Genomic DNA, 23892 nt, shown 5'->3' with positions numbered 1-23892 from the left:
GTTACTGCTGCTGCCTGCTTTTCAGTAATGAGTATAGACCATGGTCTGTCAATCTTCTAAAATCGAAAGCACTGTCGATGATACCTGCAATGGCTATGATGCTCACAAGGCTTGAGCCAAAAATAAAGAACAGTATCACGATTCTAAAGACTGTGGGATACTTTAACTTTACTTCCATCAGATAACTAAGTAAAGACATCCCTCCTATAATTCCTGTAATGCTGAATATATTGTTACCCAAGGACATCAGAGCCTCGCCATACTCAAAACCTGTATAAACCAGTAAAATACCAATCATGGATAGAAAGAGACTTCCCATGATCAGATACATATTGGATTTGATCTCACTGAGTCTTGGCAGTGGTGTCACATAAATCCCAAGTCTTTTGAAGACCACTTGAGAAACTTTATAAACAAATGCTGCCGAAATCATAGCATACATGAGAAGCACGCTGGGAAGGAGCATGATTAGACCTTTTACTGTAAGATTGGTAAAAAAGATCAGTGCTGCATTATCCTCCACATTGCCACCAAGACTCTCCACCTGTTCCAGTATAGATGGTAAGGCATTCTTAATGTCCATCACGAAAACTTCAATATATTCCATGAGACTATAGTCTGTAAGGAATCTGATCTCGATGAGAAACATTGCAGTGATTCCTACTGCAATGGCTAGAGCTAGAACCACAAAATTAGCCAATGGTCCTTTTTTCTTCGATATCATATACACAAGGCCGACGCCCATACTATAGTTCAGAATGGTCATGGTAATTCCATAGATTGGATCCGTGAGTATGGTCACCAGTATCATGGTAGCCACAAAGGATAGGATGGTATTGTTTCTTCCACCTCTGTGATAGATCAGCGCGACGATGATCGGCGCAATCACCAACGAAATTGTATTGAAAAATGGTAAAGTCCCCAGCAGTGAGAACACCGCGAGAAGAGCTACCAGCATGGACGTTGTAACGAGTTTGTTTGTTTTCATCATTGTATTCATATTTAGCTCCATTTTAGTTATTATCTTGAATTTTAGCATATATGCTCAGAAGAATGAATGTGCTTTTCACTTAATATTCATTGTTCTACGCACATATCGGTACTAGGATAGCAAAAAACCGTGACCCAAGGGATCACGGTTTTATCAATTAATCTTGTGTGAATGGAAGTAATGCGATATTTCTGGATCTCTTGATTGCATCGGTCAATGTTCTCTGATGCTTAGCACATGTTCCGGAAATTCTTCTTGGAAGAATCTTTCCTCTTTCAGTGATGTACTTTCTAAGCTTGGAAACATCTTTATAATCTATATGATCAACCTTATCAACACAGAAAGAACAAACTTTTCTCTTCGCTCTTCTTCCTCTAGGGTTATTTCTCTTGAAATCCCTGGATGAGTTTTCTCTGCTCATTTTTTTTCCTCCTTACCTATCGTTTAGAATGGAATATCTCCATCATCTATGGGAGTCATATCCTCATAGGATGAGCCATACTCCTGGCTTGAGTTGTCTGAGTATCCACCTTCACCGGACTGGTTCTTATTGCCCCACTCCAGGAATTTGATTTCCTCAGCAACTACTTCAGTGACATATCTTCTTCCGCCATCTTTAGCCTCATAAGATCTGGTCTGAATTCTTCCGGAAACACCCATAAGTTTTCCCTTGTTCATATACTGAGCAGTGGATTCAGCAGATTTACCCCAGATCACTACTGGAATAAAATCAGCTTCTCTTTGGTTGTCCTTGGAAAAACGTCTGTCAACAGCTAATGTGATCGTAGTAACCGCAGTTCCGGATCCTGGCGTATACTTCAGCTCGGGATCTTTTGTTAGTCTACCAATTAAAACCACTTTATTCATTGCTGCACCATCCTTACTTGTCTAATTTAACGATAATATGTCTCAGTATGCCATCAGTAATTCTGAATATTCTGTCTAACTCTTTAGGTAATTCAGCTTCTGCCTGGAAATTTACCAGAACATAAATACCTTCGTTAACTTTGTCTATTTCGTAAGCAAGTCTTCTCTTACCCCATAGATCAACGTTATCAATGATACCACCTTCTGTTTCAATTACACCCTTAAACTTCTCAACAGCAGCAGTTACTGCCTCCTCGTCAAATGATGGATGTAGTATGAAAATAGTTTCATAGTTTCTCATCATGTCACCTCCTCCCCCCGGACTAAGGCCACGATTTTCGCGGCGGGGATTACATCATTAAATTTTAGCACTTATGACGTTATTATGCAAATATTATTTTTCAGTAATCACTTTTTTTGCATCTTTTTCAAATTTATTTCGCGGCAGCATGACGATTCTGTCGCATCCTTTGCATTTGATTTTAATGTCAGCTCCTAATCGGGTCACTTCCCATAAATAGCTTCCGCAAGGATGCTGCTTTTTCATTTGGACAATGGTTCCAAGCTCATATTCTTTAATCAACTCGCTTCATTCTCCTTAATCTTCATTATACTGATTTTGGACAGTTTATAGAGGGCTTTATACATCAGCCCCTTTTCCAGACGCTCCTCCACCTTTGGAAGCTCGGTTTCTGTAAAGCGCATGCTGATTCCACAGCTACCGATGATCTGTGGTGGGGTGGGATATACTGCATGAGGAATCTCGTGTTTCTTGAGATCTTCTTCTCCTACTAACGCATCTGTTGTATTCTTAAATACCAATAAGTAAAAATCCATGAAAATCCTCCAGTACACACTTTCTTTTAGATTATTATACACGAATCTCTTACTTTTACCTCAATGAACCAATACACATTTCTCTAAATTTGGTGTAAATTTTTTTCTTTTTCATACCAATTATTCGTTAATGTTCTATAATTATTGATAAGAAGAATTGGGAGATAAGAATATGATTTATTTAGACAATGCGTCCACGTCTTTCCTTAAGCCTCAAGGGGTTTATGAAGCTGTTGATAGAACTCTTCGAAGCGGATCGGGAAATCCAGGAAGAGGAGCCAACCGGATTTCCATGGAAGCCGCCAAAATAATTTACTCTGCTCGGAAATCTCTGGCTGATTTATTTGATGTAAACCAGCCTGAGAATGTAATTCTGAAATCCTCTGTGACAGAATCAATAAACACAGTACTGCTTAGCCTTCTGAAACCTGGAGATCATGTGATTTCTTCTGTGATGGAGCATAATTCTGTTCTACGACCTTTGGAGAAACTTCGATTAGATGGAGTCATCACTTATGATCTTCTCCCCTGCGACAGCGAAGGATTGATTGATATCAATAAACTCAATGAGGTCGAGAAAAAGAATACAAAAGCAGTGATTCTGTCCCATGCCTCAAACCTTACTGGTACCATACAGCCAGTATGGGAAGTCCGATCTAAACTGAAGAATAAAGATATTTTCATCATCATAGACGCCGCTCAGACCGCAGGCTATATTCCAGTCAATCTACATGAGATAGATGCTGATGTCATTGCTTTCACTGGTCATAAAGGTCTTCTTGGACCTCAGGGAACAGGTGGATTTGTGTTGAACAACCGGATCAATGAAGTGCTGAACCCCATTTTCACTGGAGGTACAGGTTCTGATTCTCTTAGCTTGCAACAGCCTTCCTATCTTCCTGATAAATTTGAAGCTGGTACTCACAATTTACCAGGAATTGCAGGATTGGGCGCAGGCGTCCAGTATCTATTAAGGAAACACATTGATTCAATATCTAGCGATATTTATATTATATCTGGAATGATGTTGTCAGCACTTTCGCACTTGACGAAGGTTCATCTAATTGGCTCACCTGATGTCCGTGACAGAATACCAAATTTTTGTCTTTGGTTTGATCACTACACTCCCTCCGAAGCAGGTTTTATCCTAGAAAGTCAGTTTAGCATTATTACAAGAACAGGCTACCACTGTGCACCATTAGCTCATAAGGCGTTGGGAACAGAGAAAACAGGAGCTCTTCGAATCAGCTTTGGCCATTTTACTACAAGGGATGAAGTAGAACAGCTTATTGTGGCACTTAAATATTTAGATGAGGTGAATTATGGAGACTAACAGAACTTCATACATTAAGAAATATGACAAGATCCTGATTTACATTACTGTTTATACCATCGTATTCTTTCTTTTTGTGAAGACACTTCCCTATACCATTCCCTTTGTACTGGCATTTGCCATCGCCGCCATTGTCAGTCCTGTGGTTAAGAGGCTTATCCTGTGGACCCGCGAGAAAATCAATGAGAATTTCCTGATACTCGTCACCCTGCTGAGTTTTTATGGTCTTTTAGGTACTCTCATTGTTTCACTGATTATTCGTCTAGTGAATCAGAGCATATTACTAGTTACGAACTCAATCAGCTATCTCAATGAGAACTATGATAGTATCGCATCGTGGATTCAGGCTCAGTATGAATGGGTTGCCTCGAATATCCAGGAACTGGATCCCAGTATTATTGAAACAGGCGGCGAGATGCTCACCAGTGCATTGGCTTCATTACAGGAAGTTGTCATCACCTTAGGCAAAGCGATTGGTGGTTTTACATTGAACATAGTCGCAGGACTTCCTAATCTCATGCTGATTATCATCTTTACCATCGTTTGCTCTTTCTTCTTTACCAAGAAGCTGCTGAATAATCCAGAATTTATCTACGCTTATCTCCCCACATCCGATCGGGAAGAGAACAAAGTTAAAAACATCATCACCCAGGGAAAAAACATGGTTGTCCGCTATGGCGTATCCTATATGCTGATCATCCTCATAACAGGTATGATTTCTGTAGTAGGTTATCTCATTCTTGGAGTTCCTTATCCGCTGGTTTTAGGACTAATCACAGCATTTCTTGATCTTCTGCCAGTCCTGGGGGTTTCTGCGGCATATGTTCCCCTTGCAGTTTATTACTTCTTCCAGGGGAACTACACAGTCCCCATAGGTCTAGGTATTCTTTGGATTATTGTTGCAGTTGGCAGAAACATTTGGGAACCTAAAATCCTATCCAGCAGTCTGGACATAAACCCAGTGATCACCATTGGAGCCATCTTCATCGGACTTAAAATGGCTGGAGTCTTAGGAATGTTTTTCCTGATATTTATGGCCGTAGGCTTTAAAGTACTCCAAACTGTTGGTGTTCTCGATACCTTCCAATCAAGTGAACCTAAGAAAAAGAAGACTCGCGACAGAAAATCAAACAAGAAATAAGAAGAGTGCAGCAAAAGCTGCACTCTTCTTATTTCTTCTCTAAGCCTAGAGCCTTATTCATCGCGTAGATCTCTTCATCAGACAACGTATATTTTGATATCCCCTTAGAAATCGGCTTCGCATATGATGTACTGATATTTCTGCCAAAGATACTGGTTATGACAACTCCGTCATTTTTATTGTCTAAAAGCGCGACACTGTAGCTAAGATCACTTCCAATATCCTCAAAAGCTTTGAATCTTACAACTCCAACCTTCTGAATGCAATGATTGACCTGATTGCTTAAAAGCTTCAAATCCTCCAATGCCACTTTCGCATCCACATAGGTTTCATCAATTTTTTTCTGGTAGCCCTTTATCATATCCTCGAGACTACCTTTGTCAGCATCCTTCATCAGAAGATTGTATCTCTTCTTCAGTTTCCTGTTGGATACAAGCATAATGATAAAAAACACAACCATGATCATGAAAGATGCTGCTATAGCCAGCAAAACTATTTCCAAATTATTATTGATAAATGTACTGATGATTGTAAAATCCATGTTTACTCCTACTCTTCCAGTCTCAGATACTCAAGCAATCGATTGAGGTCTTCCATACTGTAATACTCAATTTCTATTTTCCCTTTATTTTTAGCTTTCGGTTTTAATAATACTTTCGTTCCCATGTTTTTGGCAAGTCTTTTTTCAATATCTTTATAGTAAGGATCCAGTTTCATTTTCCTCGCAACTGGCTTCACTTTATGGAAAGCAGTCACTAATCTCTCTGTTTCACGGACACTTAGTCCTTCATCGATTACTTTTTGAGCAGCCAAATACTGATCCTCACTGCTTTCAAGCCCAAGTAATGCTCGACCATGTCCTTCACTGAGACTTTCTTCTATAAGAAACTGCTGGACTCTCTCATCAAGTTGAATAAGCCTCATGGTATTCGCAATACTTGTTCTGGATTTCCCGATTTTTTTCGCCAGATCTTCTTGCGTCAGTTTAAAATCATGTATGAGTCTTTTGAATGCCGAAGCTTCTTCAATGGGATTGAGATCCTGTCTTTGGATGTTTTCAATGAGTGATACTTCAAGAACAGTAGAGTCTGCAATATCCATAACAATGACAGGCACTTCCTTGAGACTGGCTTTTTTGGCTGCTCTCCACCGTCTTTCACCAGCAATGATGCTATAATCCTCTCCATCTTTTTGAACAATGATCGGCTGTATCATACCGTGTTCTTTGATGGATTCTGAGAGGAGTACTAGTTTTTCCTCATCAAAGTACTTTCTGGGCTGTTTTTTGTTCGCCTTGATCTTATTAATATTCAAAACAGTTATAATCTCTTCTTCCTCAGGAATCAGCTGATTTAACCCTTTCCCTAATCCAAACTTTTTTGCCATTACTTACCTCCTTTTTGCTTACGTAAAAACTCATGTGTTAAATCTTCATAAGCTTCTGCACCTTTTGCTCTAGGATCATACAATGCGATCGGCATTCCGAAACTTGGAGACTCTGCCAGCCTGATATTTCTCGGAATAGAGCTTTCATATACAAGTTCTCCAAAATAGGATTTCAGCTCCTCTGCTACCTGAATTTGAAGATTTCTTCTAGGATCAAACATAGTTAATACCACACCTTCGATCTCCAAGTTCTTATTCAGTCCCTTCTTAACCTTTTGAATGGTCTTTACCAATTGGCTGATTCCTTCAAGTGCGTAATACTCGCATTGCATTGGTATGAGAACACTGTCTGAAGCTGTGAGTGCATTGATGGTCAGAAGTCCAAGTGATGGAGGACAGTCGATGATGATAAAATCAAATGCTTCTTCCAGTGTTTGAAGCTTTGTTTTCAGTATTGATTCCCGATTCTCCATATAGCTTAGTTCAAGATCTGCACCTGCCAAATTCATATTGGAAGGAATTATTTTTAGGTTTTCTATATTCTCGACGGAAATAACTGTATCATTGATATCCGTTTCACCAATCAGCAGTTCATAAGTGGTGTTTTCTATGTTATCTTTATCAACACCAAGGCCACTTGAAGTGTTCCCCTGGGGATCAATATCTATAACAAGAACTCTATGTCCCTGCAGTGCAATATACGCTGCAAGATTGATGTTTGTGGTCGTCTTTCCTACACCACCTTTTTGATTGAAAATACTAACAATCTTCATAAAAGTCCTCCTGTCCTGTTCTCTTACTGTTGATTATAACCTTATTATTCGATTTTTCATAGTAAAGCTACAATGTTTCACGTGAAACATTACGATTACAGACTGCTATAAGGAATGTTTCACGTGAAACATTCCTTATAGGATTTCCTTCTAAAGCTTTATTTCCAGAGACTTCTAGCTCTTTGATATGCTAAAATTTAGTATTTCAATATTCCATGTCATCTGCTCCCAGCATTTGCTGAGCTGCATTTCATTTTGAAGCAGACATCCAAAAACAAAAAAATGTTTCACGTGAAACATTCCACGTGAAACATTCAGTTTCCTATTTAATTAACGATTTCTTGATGGCGGCAGAGGATCTGGGATAAATCCTAGGTGTATTCTTAACTTTTTCGATGATCACCAGATTATGCTTATAGTCCATTCCCTCAATGGTTATTTCTTTGATTTCACGGATCTTTCCACCTAAAACTGTAATGGCTTTACTTGCTTCTTTTATTTCTTCTTCTACTGCTGGTCCTTTTAAAGCCACAAAATATCCACCCTTTTTTACGTAGGGGATGCAAAGTTCAGAAAGCAATGTAAGATTTGCTACAGCACGAGATACAGCAATATCATAGTTTTCACGATGTTCTTCAAGCCTTCCGCCATCCTCGGCTCTGCTATGAATAAACTGAACATCAGCCAGTTTAAGTTCTTCAGATACTGCTTTTAAAAAGTTCAGTCTTTTATTCAATGAATCCAGTAAAGTGAGTTTCACCTCAGGCATCATTATTTTTATTGGAATCCCAGGGAATCCAGCGCCAGTACCCACATCAATGATACTACTAGCTTTCAACACTTCTTTGAACTCAAATACTTTTATCGAATCAATGAAGTGTTTCTTGAAAATCTCTTCATCTTCTGTAATAGCAGTTAAATTCATCTTCTCATTCCACTCTTTAAGAAGATTTTTATACTTCTCAAATTGTTCGTACTGATTTCTATCAATCGTAATGCCTAGGTTCTTTACACTTTCTTCCATCAATTCAAAATACATCTCATCTCTCCCGGCTTTTTTTCTTTGTCTCCAAATAAATCTGAATGACTGTAATGTCTGCGGGGTTCACACCTGATATTCTCGAAGCTTGCCCCAGGTTCACAGGTCTGAGCTTATTCAGTTTCTGGGCTGCTTCGATTCTTAACCCTTTAATGGTGAAGTAATCCTCAATGCCATCAAGCTTTTTCTGCTCATATTTTGCAAACTGTGCGACCTCATCAAACTGCTGCTTTATATAACCTTCGTACTTGCTCATGATATTTACTTGTTCTTGGATGTCGATACGAAGCTGTGGTCGATCCGGATCAAAATCTGCTACTTTAAAATAATCCAGTTCTGGCCGCTTGATGAGTTCATACAGTGATGTAGGTTTCTTCAGCTCTGTTGAACCTTTCTTTTCCAACAACTCATTAACTTCCCGTTTTCCAGTAACCTGAACATTTTTCAGACGTTCCAGTTCCTTCTCAATCATTTCTTTTCGGTATAAATATTTTTCATATCTCTCATCTGAAACCAGACCTACTCTTCTACCGATCTCTGTAAGTCTCAGATCTGCATTGTCCTGTCTTAAAAGCAGTCTGTATTCCGCACGACTGGTCATCATTCTATAGGGTTCATTGGTTCCTTTTGTCACCAGATCATCGATGAGAACACCAATATATCCTTGTGAGCGGTCCAGAACCATAGGTTCTTCACCTTTAATTTTGAGTGAAGCATTGATTCCTGCTACTATCCCCTGAGCGGCTGCTTCTTCGTAGCCAGAAGTTCCATTGATCTGACCTGCACCATAAAGCCCTTTGATATTTTTGAACTCTAAGGTTGGAAAAAGCTGAAGAGGATCGATCATCTCATATTCAATCGCATATCCCGTTCTCGTAATCTCAATGTCTCTGAAGGCTGGTATAGTTTTGAGCATCTCAATCTGAACTTCTTCTGGAAGAGAAGAGGACATGCCTTGCACATACATCTCATTCGTTTCTTTTCCTTCAGGCTCTACGAAGATCTGATGTCTTGATTTATCCGGAAAACGGTAAATTTTATCTTCAATTGATGGGCAATATCTTGCGCCAACACCTTCTATGCTTCCATTGAACATGGGTGAGCGGTCTCTGTTTCTTGCAATTACTTTATGTGTCTCTTCATTGGTATATGTGAGATAACAGCTGATTTGATTGCGGTCAACGGGTGCTTCGAGGTAGTGGTCGTGCACAAAAGAGAAGGGGATAATCCGATCATCTCCCTTTTGCTCTTCCATCAGAGAAAAGTCGATGCTTCTCTTATGAACTCGCACCGGTGTACCTGTCTTGAAACGATGCATCTCAAATCCGATTTTTTCTAGATTCTCAGACAGAAGCTTTGAACTTGCGAGTCCATTGGGACCACTCTCATAAGATGCTTCCCCAATAATAATCTTACTGGCAAGGTAAGTACCAGTACAAAGAATAACAGCTTTGCCCATGAAATTGCCACCATTTCTTGTTGCAACGCCTTGTACTTCACCGTTCTCTACGAGAAGATCTGTTACCTCAATCTGCCTCAAGAAAAGATTCTCGGTGTTTTCAATTACCTTTCTCATTTCTTTCTGATACTCAACTTTATCAGCCTGCGCTCTGAGAGAATGAACTGCAGGGCCTTTGGATGTGTTCAGCATCCTTGACTGTATCAGAGTTTTGTCAATATTGACGCCCATCTCTCCTCCAAGTGCATCGAGCTCACGCACCAAATGACCTTTGGAAGTTCCTCCGATATTCGGATTACAGGGCATAAAAGCCAAGCTTTCTATATTCATGGTGCACATAAGGGTTTTTAATCCCAGTCTTGCTGAAGCCAGTGCAGCCTCACAACCCGCATGTCCAGCTCCTACAACAATCACATCATAGTGACCTGCTGTATATGTTAACATAATTTTTCACCTCTATTTTCCTATACAGAAATCGCTGAATATTTTATCCACCAGATCTTCAGATAGGGTATCTCCAGTTATTTCTCCAAAATAATTCCATGAAGCATTCAGATCAATGGCCGCCAAATCTAAGGATATCCCTTGGTCTATGGCTGTCTTTGCTGCATACATTTTTTCATTTGCACGCATCAGTGCTTCTTTGTGTCTTCGGTTTGTCACCATATAGTCTTTTGCTTCCACCTGTCCATGGAAGAACAGCTTCTTGATTTTATCTTTCAGCTCATTAAGTCCAAAGCCGTTAAGGGCTGATACCTGAATGGTTTCACCCAAGTCGTAGCCTTCCAGATTCAGTTTCTCTTCTAAATCTACTTTATTAATTAGTGTTACTATTTTTCTATCTTTTATATATTTAATAATATCTTTGTCTTCCTGATCTAGTGGCCTGGAACTGTCCAGAACAAACACTATGAGATCCGCTTCGTCAATCTTGCTTTTGGAGCGGTCCACACCAATCTTCTCAACAACATCATCCGTTTCTCTGATACCAGCGGTATCTGTTATTTTTATTGGAATCCCATCTATATTGAGATACTCTTCGATGATGTCTCTTGTGGTTCCTGGAATATCCGTAACAATGGCTCTATTCTCTTTCAGAAGCGCATTCATGAGTGAACTCTTACCTACGTTGGGTTTTCCAATGATTGCGATGCTTAGTCCATCTCGGATGATCTTTCCTTCCTCTGAGGTTCTAATAAGGCTTGCAACTTTCTGAAGAAGTCCAGATAGTTTCTCACTGACTTCCTGACCTGTTGTAAACTCCAAATCCTCTTCTGGGAAATCAACTGTTACTTCTATAAAAGCCAAAAGATTCAGGATGCTGTCTCTGATCTCCTTTATTTCTGCAGAAAGCTTACCGCCGCTCTGCTCCAATGCTGCTTTCATAGAAAGAACCGTTTTAGCCTGAATGATATCAATGACTGCTTCAGCTTGAGAAAGATCGATACGTCCATTCAGAAATGCCCTCTTTGTAAATTCTCCAGGTTCTGCTGGTCTAGCACCTGCTTGAAACACTTCATTAAGAACGGATTCTGTGGCCACTCTGCCTCCATGACAGTTGATTTCCACCACATCTTCTGCAGTGAAGCTCTTGGGTCCTTGGAAGAAGCTCACAAGGACTTCGTCGACAATCTCACCATCAGGACGAATGATATGACCATACTGAATGGTCCAAGGTGCAGCTTCCATGAAATCTGTTTTATTTTTTATCCTGAATATCTTTGACACAATCTCTTTGGATCTGTCTCCAGATACCTTTATGATTGAAACACCACTTTCACCTACAGCTGTTGAAATTGCAGCTATTGTATCGTATGCTCTCATAAAAAACCTCCTAAGGTTTCTGACTCTATCATCATAGAACTACATGATAGTCCTTTATTCTCAAATGAATTGAAGCGGTATGCTTCTGAACAATTCTATAGTGATTTTGAAAGAATTTCAAGTCTCTCTAAAGAGGCACTTTTGACTATTCTTAACCATTACTTCGATTTATGCTTTTTTTACTACAAAAAAGCCTGAGATGATCTCAGGCTCCTGCATTACTTATCCAGTTCTATGACAACTCTTCTAAAAGGTTCCTCACCAACACTACGTGTTGTGATTCCATCAATTTTCTGAAGCTTAGAATGAATGATTCTTCTTTCATATGGATTCATAGGTTCAAGCTTCATACTTCTTCTGTACTTCTTCACCTTGTACGCTGTCTTTTCTGCTAATCTTTCCAGTGTCTCTTCTCTTTTTCTTCTGTAGCCTTCTGTGTCCAGAATCACTCTGATGTATTCATCTTCACGATTCTTATTCACTACAAGGCTTGTGAGATACTGAAGCGAATCCAGTGTCTCACCACGGTATCCTATAACCAGTCCCATTTTAGGACCAGAGATATCTACCTTCAGGATATTATCTTCTAAAGAAGCATTCATCTCAGCTTCTATATCCATCTTTTCAAAGACTCCGTTCAAGAACTGTACTGCCTCTTCTTTATGGTTTCTGGAAACAGTCACTGTTTCTGTTGGCATTTCTTCAGAAGAGTCCTGAAGATTTTCCTTTACCTCAGCAACTTCTTCCTGAATGACATCCACTTGGATGATTGCTGGTTTGGATCCAATAAGTCCAAGGATTCCCTTTGAACCTTCTTCGATGACCTTATATGTAATTTTGTCTTTTGTTACCTGAAGCTCCTTCAGTGCTGTCTGAAGAGCATCTTCCACATTCTTACCTGAAAACTGCATACTATTCATTTCAATACCACCTTATTTGGCAATCATTACCAACAAACTACTATTTTATGACCTGCTCTTCCTTTTTCTTTTCTACCGCATTGAGAATCAGCCCTTGAATCATTCGGAATAAATTACCGGTAATCCAGTAAAGTCCTAGAGCGGAATTGGATGTGTATGTAATCCATCCAAATAAGACTGCCATCATATACTGCATTTTATTAGCAGAGGCTGCTGCAGGGTTATCTGCGGTCTTGGTTCTCATGGTTGTAATATACGTTGAAAGAAGCATTGTTCCTACAGAAAGTGCTGCAAGAATGATGTTATTGTTTGCAGACAAATCCGGAATCAGCGGTGTGAATCTCATACCTGTGAGCTTTCCATCTGCTGCCAGCTGTCTGAATACACTGAACATCGCAATGAAAATAGGATAAGTGATGAGTAGGGGAAGACATCCACCAAACATACTTACATTATTTTCTTTGTAGAGTTTCATCTGCATTTCCTGCATTTTCTGAGGATCGTTCTTGTACTTCGCTTGAAGCTTTGCAACTTCCGGTTGAAGTGCCTGCTGCTTTCGCATGGTTTTCATCTGAGATAAATTGACAGGTAGCATGAGGATATTAAACAGTATAGTGAAAAATACAATGGTAATACCCCATTGATTTCCTGGATCTGCAACAAAAAGCTCTACTACAGATTTCAGCTGCTCAAAAATCCAAATAAATAATTGATTTAATTGAGACAATCCTTTTACCTCCAAGTTTTATTCAACCGGATCATACAGGCTTCCTTTATAAAAAGGATGGCATCTTAAAATTCTCCTCATAGCCATATAGCCTCCTTTAAGCGCACCATACTTTTCTATGGCATCAATGGCATAGACAGAGCATGTTGGTGTAAACCTGCAGCTGGGAGGCGTGTTTGGAGAAATATACTTTCTGTAAAATCTAATTGATCGTAACAGTATTTTTTTCATCATTTTTTAGACCCGCCTTTTTAAAGACGTGCATCAGTGATTTTTCGATTTCGGCATAACTCTTGTCATGACTTGATACCCTGGCAATGATCACAAAATCATATCCTGTGTCAAAAACATCTTTGTTCAAACGATATGACTCGCTGATCAGACGCTTCACCCGACTCCTGACTACGCTCTTACCTACTTTCTTGCTGACAGAAATTCCTATCCTATTATATGGAACTCCTTGAATCTGGTTTCTTCTGTTTTTAAATACATACAAAACCAGAAGATGATTGGCAAAAGATCGGCCTCTCCTGTATACGACTTGAAATTCACCGTTTTTCCGAATCTTTTCATGTTTCATGGAGATAATCCTTTCTTGACATTACAGAAAAAGGCCACATTTAAGCGACCTTATGCTGATAATCTCTTTCTTCCTTTTGCTCTTCTTCTCTTAAGAACGTTTCTACCATTCTTTGTAGCCATTCTCTTTCTGAAGCCGTGTTCTTTCTTACCCTGCTTCTTCTTAGGCTGAAATGTCATCCACATGTTGACACCCCCTTCGTATACTTTATTCATATTAGTCTTAAGCGCAAAAATTGCGCACTTAACCCAATACTTCGATTTTACTACACTATTATACTCATGGTGATGAAGGGTGTCAAGAAAACTCGAAGACTCTCTTTAGTATTTATTTAGACCATGGTATTTGTGGATAACTCATTGTCCCCTTGAAGGACCATGTGCTATCATAGAAAAGAATTGTTGATAACTTACTCTATTTTCTGTAGTTTTCCACAATTGTGGATAACCCTGTGAATAAAGTGTTCCTTTTCTGTCTAAAATATATTATACTGTTTCTGTACCCTTGATACTACAATGTTTTAGGCCGAAAGTACAATGTGTGGAACTTGTAGGAATCTATTGTGGATTTTATATAGAAGTCTTCTGAATTCACTTTATCAACAGCCAAAACTTCTTTTTTATCAACATAGTTTTTGGAAATTATTATTTTATATTTTTCTGTAGATAACCTGTTTAAAACTTGTTTATTCAGGTACTTTTATTTTTTAAATTATTTTTATTTTATTTAGGAGGACATAATACATGAATACCCAATTAGCTGAAACATGGGAAAAAGTACTCAAGATTCTTAAGGTGGAGATCATGTCTGAGGTAAGTTACAACACTTGGATTCTTGGATTGAAACCAATCGGAATGAGAAATGGTGTATTCATGATCAGTGTACCCAATGAGCTGACGCTGGATATCATTAACCAGCGATATATGCTTTTGTTTAAAGAATCTATCAAACATGTGCTGAACCAGGATGTGGAAGTGCAATGTGTGGTTGGAGAACCAGAATCCGATGACTCAAAAACGGAGGAAGAAGTTCAAAAAGATGCCATCAAACCTGCACAAGAAGCATTTGGCTCTTTGAACTCCAAGTATACCTTTGATTCCTTCGTCATCGGTAATTCCAACAGATTTGCCCATGCGGCCTCTGTTGCGGTTGCTGAGTCACCGGCTAATGCTTATAATCCACTCTTTCTGTATGGTGGAGTTGGACTTGGAAAAACACATCTCATGCATGCCATTGGTCACCATATCCAGGCGAACAATCCGAAAGCGAAGGTAGTCTATGTTTCCTCTGAGAAGTTTACCAATGAGCTGATCAACTCTATCCGATACGATAAGAATCTTGATTTTAGAAACAAATATAGAAACGTGGATGTGCTTCTTGTGGATGACATTCAGTTCATTGCAGGTAAGGAAAGCACCCAGGAAGAGTTCTTTCATACGTTTAATGAACTCTACGAGGCAAGAAAACAGATCATCATCTCCAGCGACAGACCGCCGAATGAAATCCCTACATTAGAAGATCGTTTGCGAACAAGATTTGCCTGGGGGCTTCAAGCTGACATTCAGGCACCGGATTTTGAGACAAGAATTGCAATTCTTAAGAAGAAAGCAGAGATTGAGAAGTATGTTGTTTCTTCCGATGTCATGGTCTATATCGCAACCAAGATCAAATCCAACATCAGAGAACTGGAAGGAGCTCTTACAAGAGTTATGGCTTATTCCTCATTAACCAACAACAAGAACATCACTGTTGATTTGGCTGCTGAGGCGCTGAAGGACATCATCTCTTCCACACAAACCAGATCCATCACCATCGATCTGATTCAGGATGTTGTGGCAAATTATTATAATCTTTCAGTACAAGAGCTGAAATCTCAAAGAAGAACAAGAAATGTGGCCTATCCAAGGCAGATCGCTATGTATCTCTCCAGAAAACTGACCGATATGAGCTTGCCTAAAATCGGAGATGAGTTTGGAGGCAGGGATCATACCACTGTCATTCATGCCTATGAAAAAATCAGTGCCGCATTAAAAAGTGATGATTCCCTTGCCAGTGCCATCAGGATCATCACAAAAAAAGTGAACAGCCAGTAATCCACAAGTTGTTAAATTGCCTGTTCATCCACATGTGGACAAATTAATTATAAAAATACCCTGTGGAAAACTGTGGATAACTTGAGAGAAATCTTAAAACTTATGCACATAGTTTCAAATCAGCAGATTGCTTCTGCCTCATGGTTTTTATCTCTTATCCACATAATACCGCCGCCTACTACTACTATTACTACATAATCTATTATATTATTACTCTTCTGCGTGGATGAAAACATACACTGTGCAGTAAAAGTATCCCCACGAAACATTGTTTTATCTTATGAAATTGGGAGGATTGCATCATGCATTTCAGATGTCAGAAAAAAGATCTAGTCGAAGGAATCTCAACCGTACAGAAAGCGATATTAGGAAAATCTCCTATGGCTGTTCTAGAAGGAATCTATATTGAGACTGGTGCCAATGAAATTATCATGAGAGGTTCTGATATTGATCTCAGTATTGAAACTTTAGTCTCATCAAGTATTCTGGAGGATGGTAGAATCGTCATCGACTCCAAACTATTCGGTGATATTATCAGAAAGCTGCCAGATGCTACAGTAGAGATCGCGACAATGGAGAATAATACCATCCTTATTTCCTGTGAGAACTCAGAGTTCAATCTTCTTTATTTAAATGCTGAAGAGTTTCCGATGCTCCCAGAAATCGGAAATAGAGAAAAGATTTCAATCAGAGAAGATGTCTTTAAAAATCTTATTAAAGCGACATCGTTTGCCGTGGCCCAGGATGAATCCAGACCTATTCTCATGGGTGTTCTCTTTGAAGTGAAGAATAAAGTTCTCAATATGGTTGCTCTGGATGGATTCAGATTGGCTCTTCGCAGCGAGTATTTGGAATCCAATGAAGATCTGTCCGTAGTTATTCCAGGTAAAACACTCAATGAAGTATCTAAAATCCTTGGAGATAAAAACGAGCTTCTTTATATCAGTTTCAATGAGAATCATATTCTATTCGAAGTTCAAAATACGAAAGTGGTGTCCAGACTTCTTTCCGGCAGTTTTATCAAATATGAATCAATAATTCCAACAGACTATAAACTGCAGTTCAAAGTGAAAAGAGCACAGCTGGCTCAAAGTATTGAAAGAGCCTCACTGATGGCGAAAGAGGGATCCTCCAAGCTGATTAAGCTTCAGATCGAAAATGACCGGGCAGTGATTACTTCCAATTCACAGTTTGGTAAAGTAAAAGAAGAAGTATCGGTTCATATGGAAGGGGATGCCATCGAAATTGCATTCAATGCAAACTATCTCCTGGATACGCTAAAGGTCATGGAAGAAGAAGAGATTATTCTGGAGATGACCTCCAGTGTCAGTCCGGCCATCATCAAAAATACCGTGGTTGACAACTGTATTTATATGGTGCTGCCAGTTAGATTAACCAGATAGGGGGAAATTATGGAAATTAAAATCAAGACTGAATTTATCAAGCTGGACTCATTTTTGAAATGGGCGGGGGCAGTTTCATTAGGGTCCGAAGCAAAGGCTTATGTTCAGGAAGGGCTAGTGAAAGTTAACGGTGAGGTGGAGCTGAGAAGAGGAAAGAAAATTTATCCAGGGGACAAGGTTGAGTTCAATGGAGAAGTTTTCATCGCTGTGGCTGAATAATTCCAGATAAAAATTGCAATATGTATTGAGCCTTATACCACATAGAAGGACGGACTTCTATGTGGTATAATATATTGTAGGAGATTTTTTATGAAAATTAGAAATATCAGTCTGATGAACTATCGGAATTATGACCAACTGAATATCGAATTAGGCAAGGATGTCAATGTCTTTCAAGGAGAAAATGCCCAGGGAAAAACCAATATTCTCGAGGCAATTTATTATTGTGCCTTCGGAAGATCTCACAGAACTGTGAAATCCAAAGACCTGATTATGTGGAAGCAAAGCAATGCACAGATTAAAGTCTATATTGAAAAGGACCGATTGGATAAAACCATTGATATTCAGATGCTTTCTGATGGGAGAAAATCTGTTTCCATCAATAAAGTAAAGCTTACGAAGATAGGAGATCTTTTAGGTGTACTCAATGTAGTGATGTTTTCGCCGGAGGATTTGAAAATTGTCAAGGAATCCCCGGGACTCAGGCGTAGATTTCTTGATATGGAGATCAGTCAGCTGGATAAGGGATACTACAATGCCCTGGTGGGCTACAATAAGGTGCTGCAGGAACGAAATGCTCTATTGAAATCCAGACGGATGGACCGGAATGTTTTGGACATTTATGATGTGAAGCTGTCGGAATATGCGAGTTATATTGTGAAGCAGAGAATCAATTATGTGGCACTTTTGAATACCCATGGAAGACCCATCCATTATGAAATCACCACAGGAAAAGAGGAAATTACCTACGAGTATAAGTGTTCTTTTTCTCTAGAGGGAGATCTTAAAGAAAATCTCAAAAAAGAGCTTTACAGAAAAAGAGATACAGACATAGAAAGAGGTACAACTTCCGCTGGAATCCATCGAGATGATTTTACGATACACATCAATGGTATCGATGCAAAAGATTTTGGTTCTCAGGGTCAGCAGAGAACTGCTGTACTCACCATGAAGTTTGCTTCTCTTGAAATCATCAAAAAATTAAAGGGGGAGTATCCTCTCCTCTTGCTGGATGATGTTTTATCTGAACTGGATCTGTCCCGCAAGAAATTTATATTAAAGTCCATAGAGAACATTCAGACTGTAATTACCTGTACCGGAGTTGAAAATGTGGAAGCATACTTAACAGGAAGTTACAGGCTCTTTACTGTAAGAAACGGAACAGTAGAACAAGGAGGTGTCTAGATTGTTTTTACACTTAGGAGAAAATGTAGTCATCCCAATGAAAGCGATTATTGGGATTTTTGATGTGGAATCCTCTATGTACAGCTCGGACACCAGCCAGTTTCTGCGTTTGGCAGAGGAGGACGGTTTTGTGACGAGGATCACCGACGAGAAACCAAAGTCCATCATTATTGCGGAAATTGAACATAAATCTGTCATTTATCTTTCACCCATATCATCAAAGACCCTATCCAAAAGAACAAAGTACCGATTTGAAGACTAGAAGGAGGCCATGGAATGGTAGAGAATAACATGGATCAAACCATGAAAGAAGAAATAGAGGAAATTCGTGAGAATATCAATGCAGATGGAAGCAAAACGAAGGTAGAAGAAGCTTATGGCGACAGCAACATTCAGGTTCTGGAGGGCTTGGAGGCCGTAAGAAAAAGACCGGGTATGTACATTGGTTCCACTTCTTCAAGGGGTCTTCATCATCTGGTCTACGAAATAGTTGACAACAGTATCGACGAAGCACTTGCAGGATACTGCACCCATATTGAAGTAACCATTCATCAGAACAACTCCATTACCGTTGTGGATGATGGACGAGGAATGCCAATCGGAATGAATGAGAAGCTTGGTAAGTCCACTGTAGAAGTCATCATGACGGTCCTTCATGCCGGAGGAAAGTTCGGTGGTGGAGGATACAAGGTTTCAGGAGGTCTTCATGGAGTAGGTGCCTCTGTCGTGAATGCCCTGTCCGAAACATGTGTGGTGGAGATTCGAAGAAACAGTAAAATTTACCGTCAGAAATTTGAATTTGGTAATCCCATTGGGGGGCTGGAAGAAGTAGGTGTTTCTGAACATACAGGAACCACCACCACATTCCTTCCTGATAAAACAATTTTTGATGAAGTGGAATATGATTTTGAAATCCTTTCTGAGAGACTAAGGGAGCTGGCTTTCCTAAATAAGGGCCTACGCATCACATTAACAGATGAGCGGGATGAGGAAGAAGGCAAGGCAAAAGAGGAATCCTACTTTTATGAAGGTGGAATTAAATCTTTTGTGGAGTATCTCAACAGAAACAAAGAAGTGCTGCATAAAGAAGTCATGTACATTGAAGATATGAAAGATGAGTACATCGTAGAAGTGGCCATGCAGTTTAATGACAGCTATAGTGAGAATATTTTCTCTTATGCCAACAACATTGATACCATTGAAGGTGGAACACATCTGGATGGTTTTAAAAGAGCGCTCACAAGAGTTGTCAATGACTATGGAAGACGTTTCGGCCATCTGAAAGAAAATGACAAGAACCTCTCTGGAGATGATATCAGAGAAGGTCTTACAGCGGTTGTTTCTGTAAAACTTACAGATCCACAGTTTGAAGGACAGACAAAAACAAAACTTGGCAATGCGGAAGTCAGAAGTATTGTGGACAATATCGTAGGTGGAGCACTTTCAATCATTCTGGAAGAAAACCCAGCCATTGGAAAAATCGTCATCGATAAAGCCCTCATGGCAGCCAGAGCCAGAGAAGCTGCTCGTAAGGCAAGAGAGTTAACGAGAAAGAGTGTACTGGAAAGAACAACTCTACCTGGTAAACTTGCAGACTGCGCCTCTAAAGATCCTCTGGAATCAGAAATCTATATCGTCGAGGGAGACTCTGCGGGTGGTTCTGCAAAGCAGGGAAGAAACAGACAGTTCCAGGCCATACTGCCACTTCGTGGAAAAATTATGAACGTTGAAAAGGCAAGACTGGATAAAATGCTAGGCTCTGATACCATACGCTCGATGATCACCGCTTTTGGTGCTGGAATCGGCAAAGATTTCGATACCACAAAACTGAGATATTCAAGAATCATCATCATGACCGACGCCGATGTGGATGGTGCCCACATCAGAACGCTTCTTTTGACTTTCTTCTATCGATATATGAGAGAGCTTATTGAGAAGGGGCATGTTTATATCGCACAGCCACCGCTCTACAAGATTACAAAAGGAAAGACGATGCAGTATGCGTATTCCGACAAAGAAATGGAAGATATTGTGGAGAGCCTAGGTGGAAAAGATTCATCCATTGCGCTTCAGAGATATAAGGGTCTTGGAGAAATGAATGCTTCACAGTTATGGGAAACTACAATGGATCCTGAGCACAGAATTCTTTTACGTGCTGATATAGAGGATGCTAAGGCAGCGGATGAGATCTTTACCATTCTTATGGGAGATAAAGTGGAGCCAAGAAGAGAATTTATCGAGAAGAATGCGAAGCTCGTCGAGAATTTGGACGTATAGGAGGCACATATAGTTGAATAACAATGAAGGTAAAGTATTACCCATAGATTTGAGAAAAGAAATGAAAACCAGTTATATCAATTACGCCATGAGTGTAATTGTAGGTCGTGCACTTCCTGATGTACGTGACGGTATGAAACCTGTACATAGAAGAATCCTGTTTTCCATGCATGAGCTGGGTATTTACAACGAAAAAGGATTCCGTAAATGCGCAAGAATCGTCGGTGACGTTCTTGGTAAGTACCATCCACATGGAGATTCCTCTGTGTATGATGCTCTTGTAAGACTCGCTCAGGACTTTTCGACGAGATATCTTCTCGTCGAAGGACATGGTAACTTTGGTTCTGTAGATGGAGATGGAGCAGCGGCCATGAGATATACAGAAGCAAAGCTGGCTAAAATTTCTTCAGAAATGCTTCGGGACATCAATAAAGATACTGTAGATTTTATACCAAACTTTGATGGAGAGGAAAAAGAGCCAACGGTTCTTCCAGCAAGATTTCCAAATCTTCTAGTCAATGGTTCTTCAGGTATTGCAGTTGGTATGGCGACCAATATCCCACCTCACAATCTTACTGAAGTCATCAATGGTGTGATTCATCTGATTGATCATGAAGAAACGACAGTACTTGAGCTGATGCAGTTTATTAAAGGACCAGATTTTCCTACAGGTGGAACCATCATGGGTGTAACTGGCATCAGAGAAGCCTATGAGACAGGCCGTGGTAAGGTTATCGTCAGAGCAAAGAGTGCTATTGAAGAACATAACGGCAGACAGAGAATCATCATTACTGAAATCCCGTATATGGTGAATAAAGCAAAGCTTATTGAAAATATTGCAGATCATGTGAGAGATAAAAAACTTGCTGGAATCTCAGACCTTCGGGATGAGTCTGACCGTGATGGTATGAGAATTGTCATTGAACTAAAAAGAGACGCCAACGCTCATGTGGTCCTGAATTATCTTTATAAAAGGACAAAGGTCCAGGATACCTTTGGTATCATCAACCTGGCACTGGTCAATAATGAACCTAAGGTTCTGAACCTCAAAGAAATTCTCAAGAATTACCTGAATTTCCAGAAGGAAGTTGTCACCAGAAGAAGTATATTCGAAATGAATAAAGCCAAAGATAGAGCTCATATCCTTGAAGGGTTGAGAATCGCTTTGGATCATATTGATGAAGTCATCAAAGTTCTTAGAAGTTCCAAAACGACAGAAATTGCAAAGGAAGAGCTGATGACAAGATTTGCTCTCTCAGAAAAGCAGGCAGTAGCGATTCTTGATATGAGATTAAGAAGGCTTACGGGCTTGGAAAGAGATAAAATCGAAGAGGAATACAAGTCCCTCATGGAGCTCATTGCTTATCTGGAAGGAATCATCAGCGACGAAGCACAGCTTCTTGGTGTGATTCGGGATGAACTAATTGAAATCCGTGACAAGTATGGTGATGAAAGAAGAACTGAGATTGAAAAGAATCATGATGAGATTGATTATGAAGATCTCATCAATGAAGAGGATGTCGTCATTACGCTGACTCAGGATGGATATATCAAGAGAATTTCAGCAACTGCCTACTCTGCTCAAAAGAGAGGTGGAAGAGGAATCCAAGCTATGTCCACCAAGGAAGACGATGTGGTGAACAAGGTATTTGTGACATCTACGCATAAGAATCTTCTCTTCTTTACATCTAAAGGTAAAGTGTATAAGTTAAAAGCCTATGAGATCCCAGATTCAGGACGTACTTCCAAGGGAGTGAATCTTGTGAACCTGATTCCTGTAGATCAGGATGAAAGTATACAGGCTGTTATTTCTATTGGAGATATGGAGAAAGACGGGTATCTTGTATTTGCCACCGCAAGTGGTCTCATCAAGAAAACAACGCTCCATGATTTCAGCAATATCAGAAAAACAGGGCTCATTGCTCTGAACCTGAGAGAAGGAGACTCACTCCTTAATGTAAAATACACAAGAGGAGATGCAGATCTGCTTCTTGTAACCAAAGATGGTTATGCCATCAAGTTTAATGAGCACGATGTGAGACCTATGGGAAGAACCGCCACAGGGGTGAAGGGAATTACCCTTCGTACAGGAGATACCTGCGTGTCCTTTGACATTGCAGTAGCTGGTGAAGACATTCTGGTGGTGTCTGAGAACGGCCTTGGCAAGAGAACGCCAACAGATCAATACAAGCAGCAGAATAGAGGAGGAAAAGGACTGATTGCCTATAAGGTGACGGGTAAAACCGGTTATGTTGTGGGTGCGCGTTCCTGTTCCAATGAAGATGAACTGCTTCTTGTAAATTCTGATGGAGTTGCCATCCGTATCAATGTAAGCGAAATTTCCATCACATCGAGAAATGCCATGGGTGTAAAACTCATGAAGACATCGGAAGAGTCCAAAGTTGTATCTATGGCTAAGATCATTGCCTCCAGAGAAGATGGAGGTCCTGAAGTGGAAGAAATCGACAGTGATGAAATGATTGAGAAGAAACTCAGTGAAGTCATGGACGATGATTTTGAAATGGATGACTTAGTTGAAGAGTATGACGAAGACTCTGATGTAGAGCTGGAAGAAGAATAAGATGATAGAAGAGATTTCCATGATCATGGGAGATCTCTTCTTTTTTTAGAAAAGCAAGAAATACAGTAAAAACGAACATTAATAAACAAAATAGCTAATTAGTTCGCTAATTAGCTGTTTTTAACAATCTTTGGAAGGGGTAACATGGCTGTTCTTAATCAAACAACCCCGTGTGTATCACAATAAGGATTACTTAGAAAATAAGAGATATTTTTAGAATGAGTGATTTATTTATCTTAAATCGAATTGTGTATAAA

At 39.7% G+C, this 23892-nt stretch carries 26 protein-coding genes; 9 read left to right on the top strand and 17 right to left on the bottom strand.

Going from position 1 to position 23892, the window contains the following annotated elements; translation table 11 throughout:
- Position 1 precedes the first annotated feature (1 nt).
- From DEF30_RS01025 to DEF30_RS01000, 6 genes are all read right to left on the bottom strand, one after another.
- On the bottom strand, positions 2-1000 hold the full coding sequence (locus DEF30_RS01025; RefSeq protein ID WP_294095421.1) for a DUF2232 domain-containing protein: 999 nt from the start codon (positions 998-1000) through the stop codon (positions 2-4).
- 148 nt (positions 1001-1148) lie between these two features.
- Positions 1149-1412, bottom strand: a complete 264-nt coding sequence (gene rpsR / locus DEF30_RS01020; protein ID WP_031575545.1) for a 30S ribosomal protein S18 — start codon at positions 1410-1412, stop codon at positions 1149-1151.
- Positions 1413-1435: 23 nt separating this feature from the next.
- Positions 1436-1858, bottom strand: coding sequence for a single-stranded DNA-binding protein (gene ssb / locus DEF30_RS01015; RefSeq protein ID WP_294095417.1), 423 nt, complete (start codon positions 1856-1858; stop codon positions 1436-1438).
- Between the two features lie 13 nt (positions 1859-1871).
- The gene (rpsF, locus tag DEF30_RS01010) at positions 1872-2159 is read right to left on the bottom strand and encodes a 30S ribosomal protein S6 (RefSeq protein ID WP_074912984.1); all 288 of its coding nucleotides are present in this window, start codon (positions 2157-2159) and stop codon (positions 1872-1874) included.
- A gap of 93 nt (positions 2160-2252) precedes the next feature.
- Complete coding sequence (locus DEF30_RS01005; RefSeq protein WP_031575550.1) at positions 2253-2441, bottom strand: DUF951 domain-containing protein; 189 nt, start codon at positions 2439-2441, stop codon at positions 2253-2255.
- On the bottom strand, positions 2438-2695 hold the full coding sequence (locus DEF30_RS01000; RefSeq protein ID WP_294095407.1) for a DUF3343 domain-containing protein: 258 nt from the start codon (positions 2693-2695) through the stop codon (positions 2438-2440). Before DEF30_RS01000 ends, DEF30_RS01005 begins: the two co-directional genes overlap by 4 nt.
- A gap of 172 nt (positions 2696-2867) precedes the next feature.
- On the opposite strand from DEF30_RS01000, the gene DEF30_RS00995 reads away from it, so the two are divergent.
- Together DEF30_RS00995 and ytvI are read left to right on the top strand one after the other, a co-directional pair.
- A complete protein-coding gene (locus DEF30_RS00995; protein WP_294095404.1) occupies positions 2868-4028 on the top strand; it encodes an aminotransferase class V-fold PLP-dependent enzyme in 1161 nt (386 codons plus the stop codon).
- The gene (ytvI, locus tag DEF30_RS00990) at positions 4018-5169 is read left to right on the top strand and encodes a sporulation integral membrane protein YtvI (RefSeq protein ID WP_294095397.1); all 1152 of its coding nucleotides are present in this window, start codon (positions 4018-4020) and stop codon (positions 5167-5169) included. The genes DEF30_RS00995 and ytvI overlap by 11 nt, the downstream gene beginning before the upstream one ends.
- A gap of 28 nt (positions 5170-5197) precedes the next feature.
- On the opposite strand, the gene DEF30_RS00985 is transcribed toward ytvI, so the two are convergent.
- The 11 genes from DEF30_RS00985 to rpmH all read right to left on the bottom strand — a co-directional run bounded on the left by DEF30_RS00985 (position 5198) and on the right by rpmH (position 14062).
- On the bottom strand, positions 5198-5710 hold the full coding sequence (locus DEF30_RS00985; protein WP_294095394.1) for a DUF4446 family protein: 513 nt from the start codon (positions 5708-5710) through the stop codon (positions 5198-5200).
- An 8-nt stretch (positions 5711-5718) separates the two neighbouring features.
- Positions 5719-6555, bottom strand: a complete 837-nt coding sequence (locus DEF30_RS00980) for a ParB/RepB/Spo0J family partition protein (protein ID WP_294095392.1) — start codon at positions 6553-6555, stop codon at positions 5719-5721.
- Positions 6555-7328: a ParA family protein gene (locus tag DEF30_RS00975; protein ID WP_294095389.1), complete on the bottom strand. Its 774-nt coding sequence runs from the start codon at positions 7326-7328 to the stop codon at positions 6555-6557. The genes DEF30_RS00980 and DEF30_RS00975 overlap by 1 nt, the downstream gene beginning before the upstream one ends.
- Before the next feature lie 322 nt (positions 7329-7650).
- Positions 7651-8367, bottom strand: coding sequence for a 16S rRNA (guanine(527)-N(7))-methyltransferase RsmG (rsmG, locus tag DEF30_RS00970; protein ID WP_294095387.1), 717 nt, complete (start codon positions 8365-8367; stop codon positions 7651-7653).
- A 1-nt stretch (position 8368) separates the two neighbouring features.
- Entirely contained in the window at positions 8369-10270 is a 1902-nt protein-coding gene (gene mnmG, locus DEF30_RS00965; RefSeq protein ID WP_294095384.1) for a tRNA uridine-5-carboxymethylaminomethyl(34) synthesis enzyme MnmG, read from the bottom strand.
- 12 nt (positions 10271-10282) lie between these two features.
- Complete coding sequence (gene mnmE, locus DEF30_RS00960) at positions 10283-11650, bottom strand: tRNA uridine-5-carboxymethylaminomethyl(34) synthesis GTPase MnmE (protein WP_294095382.1); 1368 nt, start codon at positions 11648-11650, stop codon at positions 10283-10285.
- A 218-nt stretch (positions 11651-11868) separates the two neighbouring features.
- Positions 11869-12570 carry an RNA-binding cell elongation regulator Jag/EloR gene (gene jag, locus DEF30_RS00955; protein WP_294095379.1) on the bottom strand — a complete coding sequence of 234 codons (702 nt, stop codon included), beginning with the start codon at positions 12568-12570 and terminating at the stop codon, positions 11869-11871.
- Positions 12571-12610: 40 nt separating this feature from the next.
- Positions 12611-13297, bottom strand: a complete 687-nt coding sequence (locus DEF30_RS00950; RefSeq protein WP_074913005.1) for a YidC/Oxa1 family membrane protein insertase — start codon at positions 13295-13297, stop codon at positions 12611-12613.
- A gap of 18 nt (positions 13298-13315) precedes the next feature.
- On the bottom strand, positions 13316-13531 hold the full coding sequence (gene yidD, locus DEF30_RS00945) for a membrane protein insertion efficiency factor YidD (RefSeq protein WP_294095372.1): 216 nt from the start codon (positions 13529-13531) through the stop codon (positions 13316-13318).
- Positions 13500-13877 (bottom strand): ribonuclease P protein component, encoded by a 378-nt coding sequence (gene rnpA, locus DEF30_RS00940; protein WP_074913007.1) that lies wholly within the window; start codon positions 13875-13877, stop codon positions 13500-13502. Before rnpA ends, yidD begins: the two co-directional genes overlap by 32 nt.
- Positions 13878-13927: 50 nt before the next feature.
- Complete coding sequence (gene rpmH / locus DEF30_RS00935) at positions 13928-14062, bottom strand: 50S ribosomal protein L34 (RefSeq protein WP_031575587.1); 135 nt, start codon at positions 14060-14062, stop codon at positions 13928-13930.
- Between the two features lie 558 nt (positions 14063-14620).
- Here rpmH and dnaA point away from each other — a divergent pair.
- The 7 genes from dnaA (at position 14621) to gyrA (ending at position 23635) form a co-directional block, all read left to right on the top strand.
- Positions 14621-15970 carry a chromosomal replication initiator protein DnaA gene (gene dnaA, locus DEF30_RS00930; RefSeq protein ID WP_294095362.1) on the top strand — a complete coding sequence of 450 codons (1350 nt, stop codon included), beginning with the start codon at positions 14621-14623 and terminating at the stop codon, positions 15968-15970.
- 302 nt (positions 15971-16272) lie between these two features.
- Positions 16273-17373, top strand: coding sequence for a DNA polymerase III subunit beta (gene dnaN, locus DEF30_RS00925; protein ID WP_294095359.1), 1101 nt, complete (start codon positions 16273-16275; stop codon positions 17371-17373).
- A 6-nt stretch (positions 17374-17379) separates the two neighbouring features.
- On the top strand, positions 17380-17592 hold the full coding sequence (gene yaaA / locus DEF30_RS00920) for a S4 domain-containing protein YaaA (protein ID WP_294095517.1): 213 nt from the start codon (positions 17380-17382) through the stop codon (positions 17590-17592).
- A gap of 90 nt (positions 17593-17682) precedes the next feature.
- On the top strand, positions 17683-18777 hold the full coding sequence (recF, locus tag DEF30_RS00915; RefSeq protein WP_294095356.1) for a DNA replication/repair protein RecF: 1095 nt from the start codon (positions 17683-17685) through the stop codon (positions 18775-18777).
- 1 nt (position 18778) lies between these two features.
- A complete protein-coding gene (gene remB, locus DEF30_RS00910) occupies positions 18779-19039 on the top strand; it encodes an extracellular matrix regulator RemB (protein ID WP_031575602.1) in 261 nt (86 codons plus the stop codon).
- 14 nt (positions 19040-19053) lie between these two features.
- Positions 19054-21054: a DNA topoisomerase (ATP-hydrolyzing) subunit B gene (gene gyrB, locus DEF30_RS00905; RefSeq protein WP_294095336.1), complete on the top strand. Its 2001-nt coding sequence runs from the start codon at positions 19054-19056 to the stop codon at positions 21052-21054.
- Between the two features lie 13 nt (positions 21055-21067).
- A complete protein-coding gene (gene gyrA, locus DEF30_RS00900) occupies positions 21068-23635 on the top strand; it encodes a DNA gyrase subunit A (RefSeq protein WP_294095333.1) in 2568 nt (855 codons plus the stop codon).
- Positions 23636-23892: the final 257 nt, after the last annotated feature.

This window comes from Proteiniclasticum sp. (genome assembly GCF_003514505.1).
Taxonomy (GTDB): Bacteria; Bacillota; Clostridia; order Clostridiales; family Clostridiaceae; genus Proteiniclasticum.
This window is presented reverse-complemented; position numbering and strand designations above follow the sequence as displayed.

Excerpts from the sequence above, each read along its gene's own strand:
- DEF30_RS01025 (WP_294095421.1), bottom strand. The coding sequence starts at position 1,000 with ATGAATACAATGATGAAAACAAACAAACTCGTTACAACGTCCATGCTG.
- rpsR (WP_031575545.1), bottom strand. The coding sequence starts at position 1,412 with ATGAGCAGAGAAAACTCATCCAGGGATTTCAAGAGAAATAACCCTAGA.
- ssb (WP_294095417.1), bottom strand. The coding sequence starts at position 1,858 with ATGAATAAAGTGGTTTTAATTGGTAGACTAACAAAAGATCCCGAGCTG.
- rpsF (WP_074912984.1), bottom strand. The coding sequence starts at position 2,159 with ATGAGAAACTATGAAACTATTTTCATACTACATCCATCATTTGACGAG.
- DEF30_RS01000 (WP_294095407.1), bottom strand. The coding sequence starts at position 2,695 with ATGGATTTTTACTTATTGGTATTTAAGAATACAACAGATGCGTTAGTA.
- DEF30_RS00995 (WP_294095404.1), top strand. The coding sequence starts at position 2,868 with ATGATTTATTTAGACAATGCGTCCACGTCTTTCCTTAAGCCTCAAGGG.
- ytvI (WP_294095397.1), top strand. The coding sequence starts at position 4,018 with ATGGAGACTAACAGAACTTCATACATTAAGAAATATGACAAGATCCTG.
- DEF30_RS00985 (WP_294095394.1), bottom strand. The coding sequence starts at position 5,710 with ATGGATTTTACAATCATCAGTACATTTATCAATAATAATTTGGAAATA.
- DEF30_RS00980 (WP_294095392.1), bottom strand. The coding sequence starts at position 6,555 with ATGGCAAAAAAGTTTGGATTAGGGAAAGGGTTAAATCAGCTGATTCCT.
- DEF30_RS00975 (WP_294095389.1), bottom strand. The coding sequence starts at position 7,328 with ATGAAGATTGTTAGTATTTTCAATCAAAAAGGTGGTGTAGGAAAGACG.
- rsmG (WP_294095387.1), bottom strand. The coding sequence starts at position 8,367 with ATGTATTTTGAATTGATGGAAGAAAGTGTAAAGAACCTAGGCATTACG.
- mnmG (WP_294095384.1), bottom strand. The coding sequence starts at position 10,270 with ATGTTAACATATACAGCAGGTCACTATGATGTGATTGTTGTAGGAGCT.
- mnmE (WP_294095382.1), bottom strand. The coding sequence starts at position 11,650 with ATGAGAGCATACGATACAATAGCTGCAATTTCAACAGCTGTAGGTGAA.
- jag (WP_294095379.1), bottom strand. The coding sequence starts at position 12,570 with ATGAATAGTATGCAGTTTTCAGGTAAGAATGTGGAAGATGCTCTTCAG.
- yidD (WP_294095372.1), bottom strand. The coding sequence starts at position 13,531 with ATGATGAAAAAAATACTGTTACGATCAATTAGATTTTACAGAAAGTAT.
- rnpA (WP_074913007.1), bottom strand. The coding sequence starts at position 13,877 with ATGAAACATGAAAAGATTCGGAAAAACGGTGAATTTCAAGTCGTATAC.
- rpmH (WP_031575587.1), bottom strand. The coding sequence starts at position 14,062 with ATGTGGATGACATTTCAGCCTAAGAAGAAGCAGGGTAAGAAAGAACAC.
- dnaA (WP_294095362.1), top strand. The coding sequence starts at position 14,621 with ATGAATACCCAATTAGCTGAAACATGGGAAAAAGTACTCAAGATTCTT.
- dnaN (WP_294095359.1), top strand. The coding sequence starts at position 16,273 with ATGCATTTCAGATGTCAGAAAAAAGATCTAGTCGAAGGAATCTCAACC.
- recF (WP_294095356.1), top strand. The coding sequence starts at position 17,683 with ATGAAAATTAGAAATATCAGTCTGATGAACTATCGGAATTATGACCAA.
- gyrB (WP_294095336.1), top strand. The coding sequence starts at position 19,054 with ATGGTAGAGAATAACATGGATCAAACCATGAAAGAAGAAATAGAGGAA.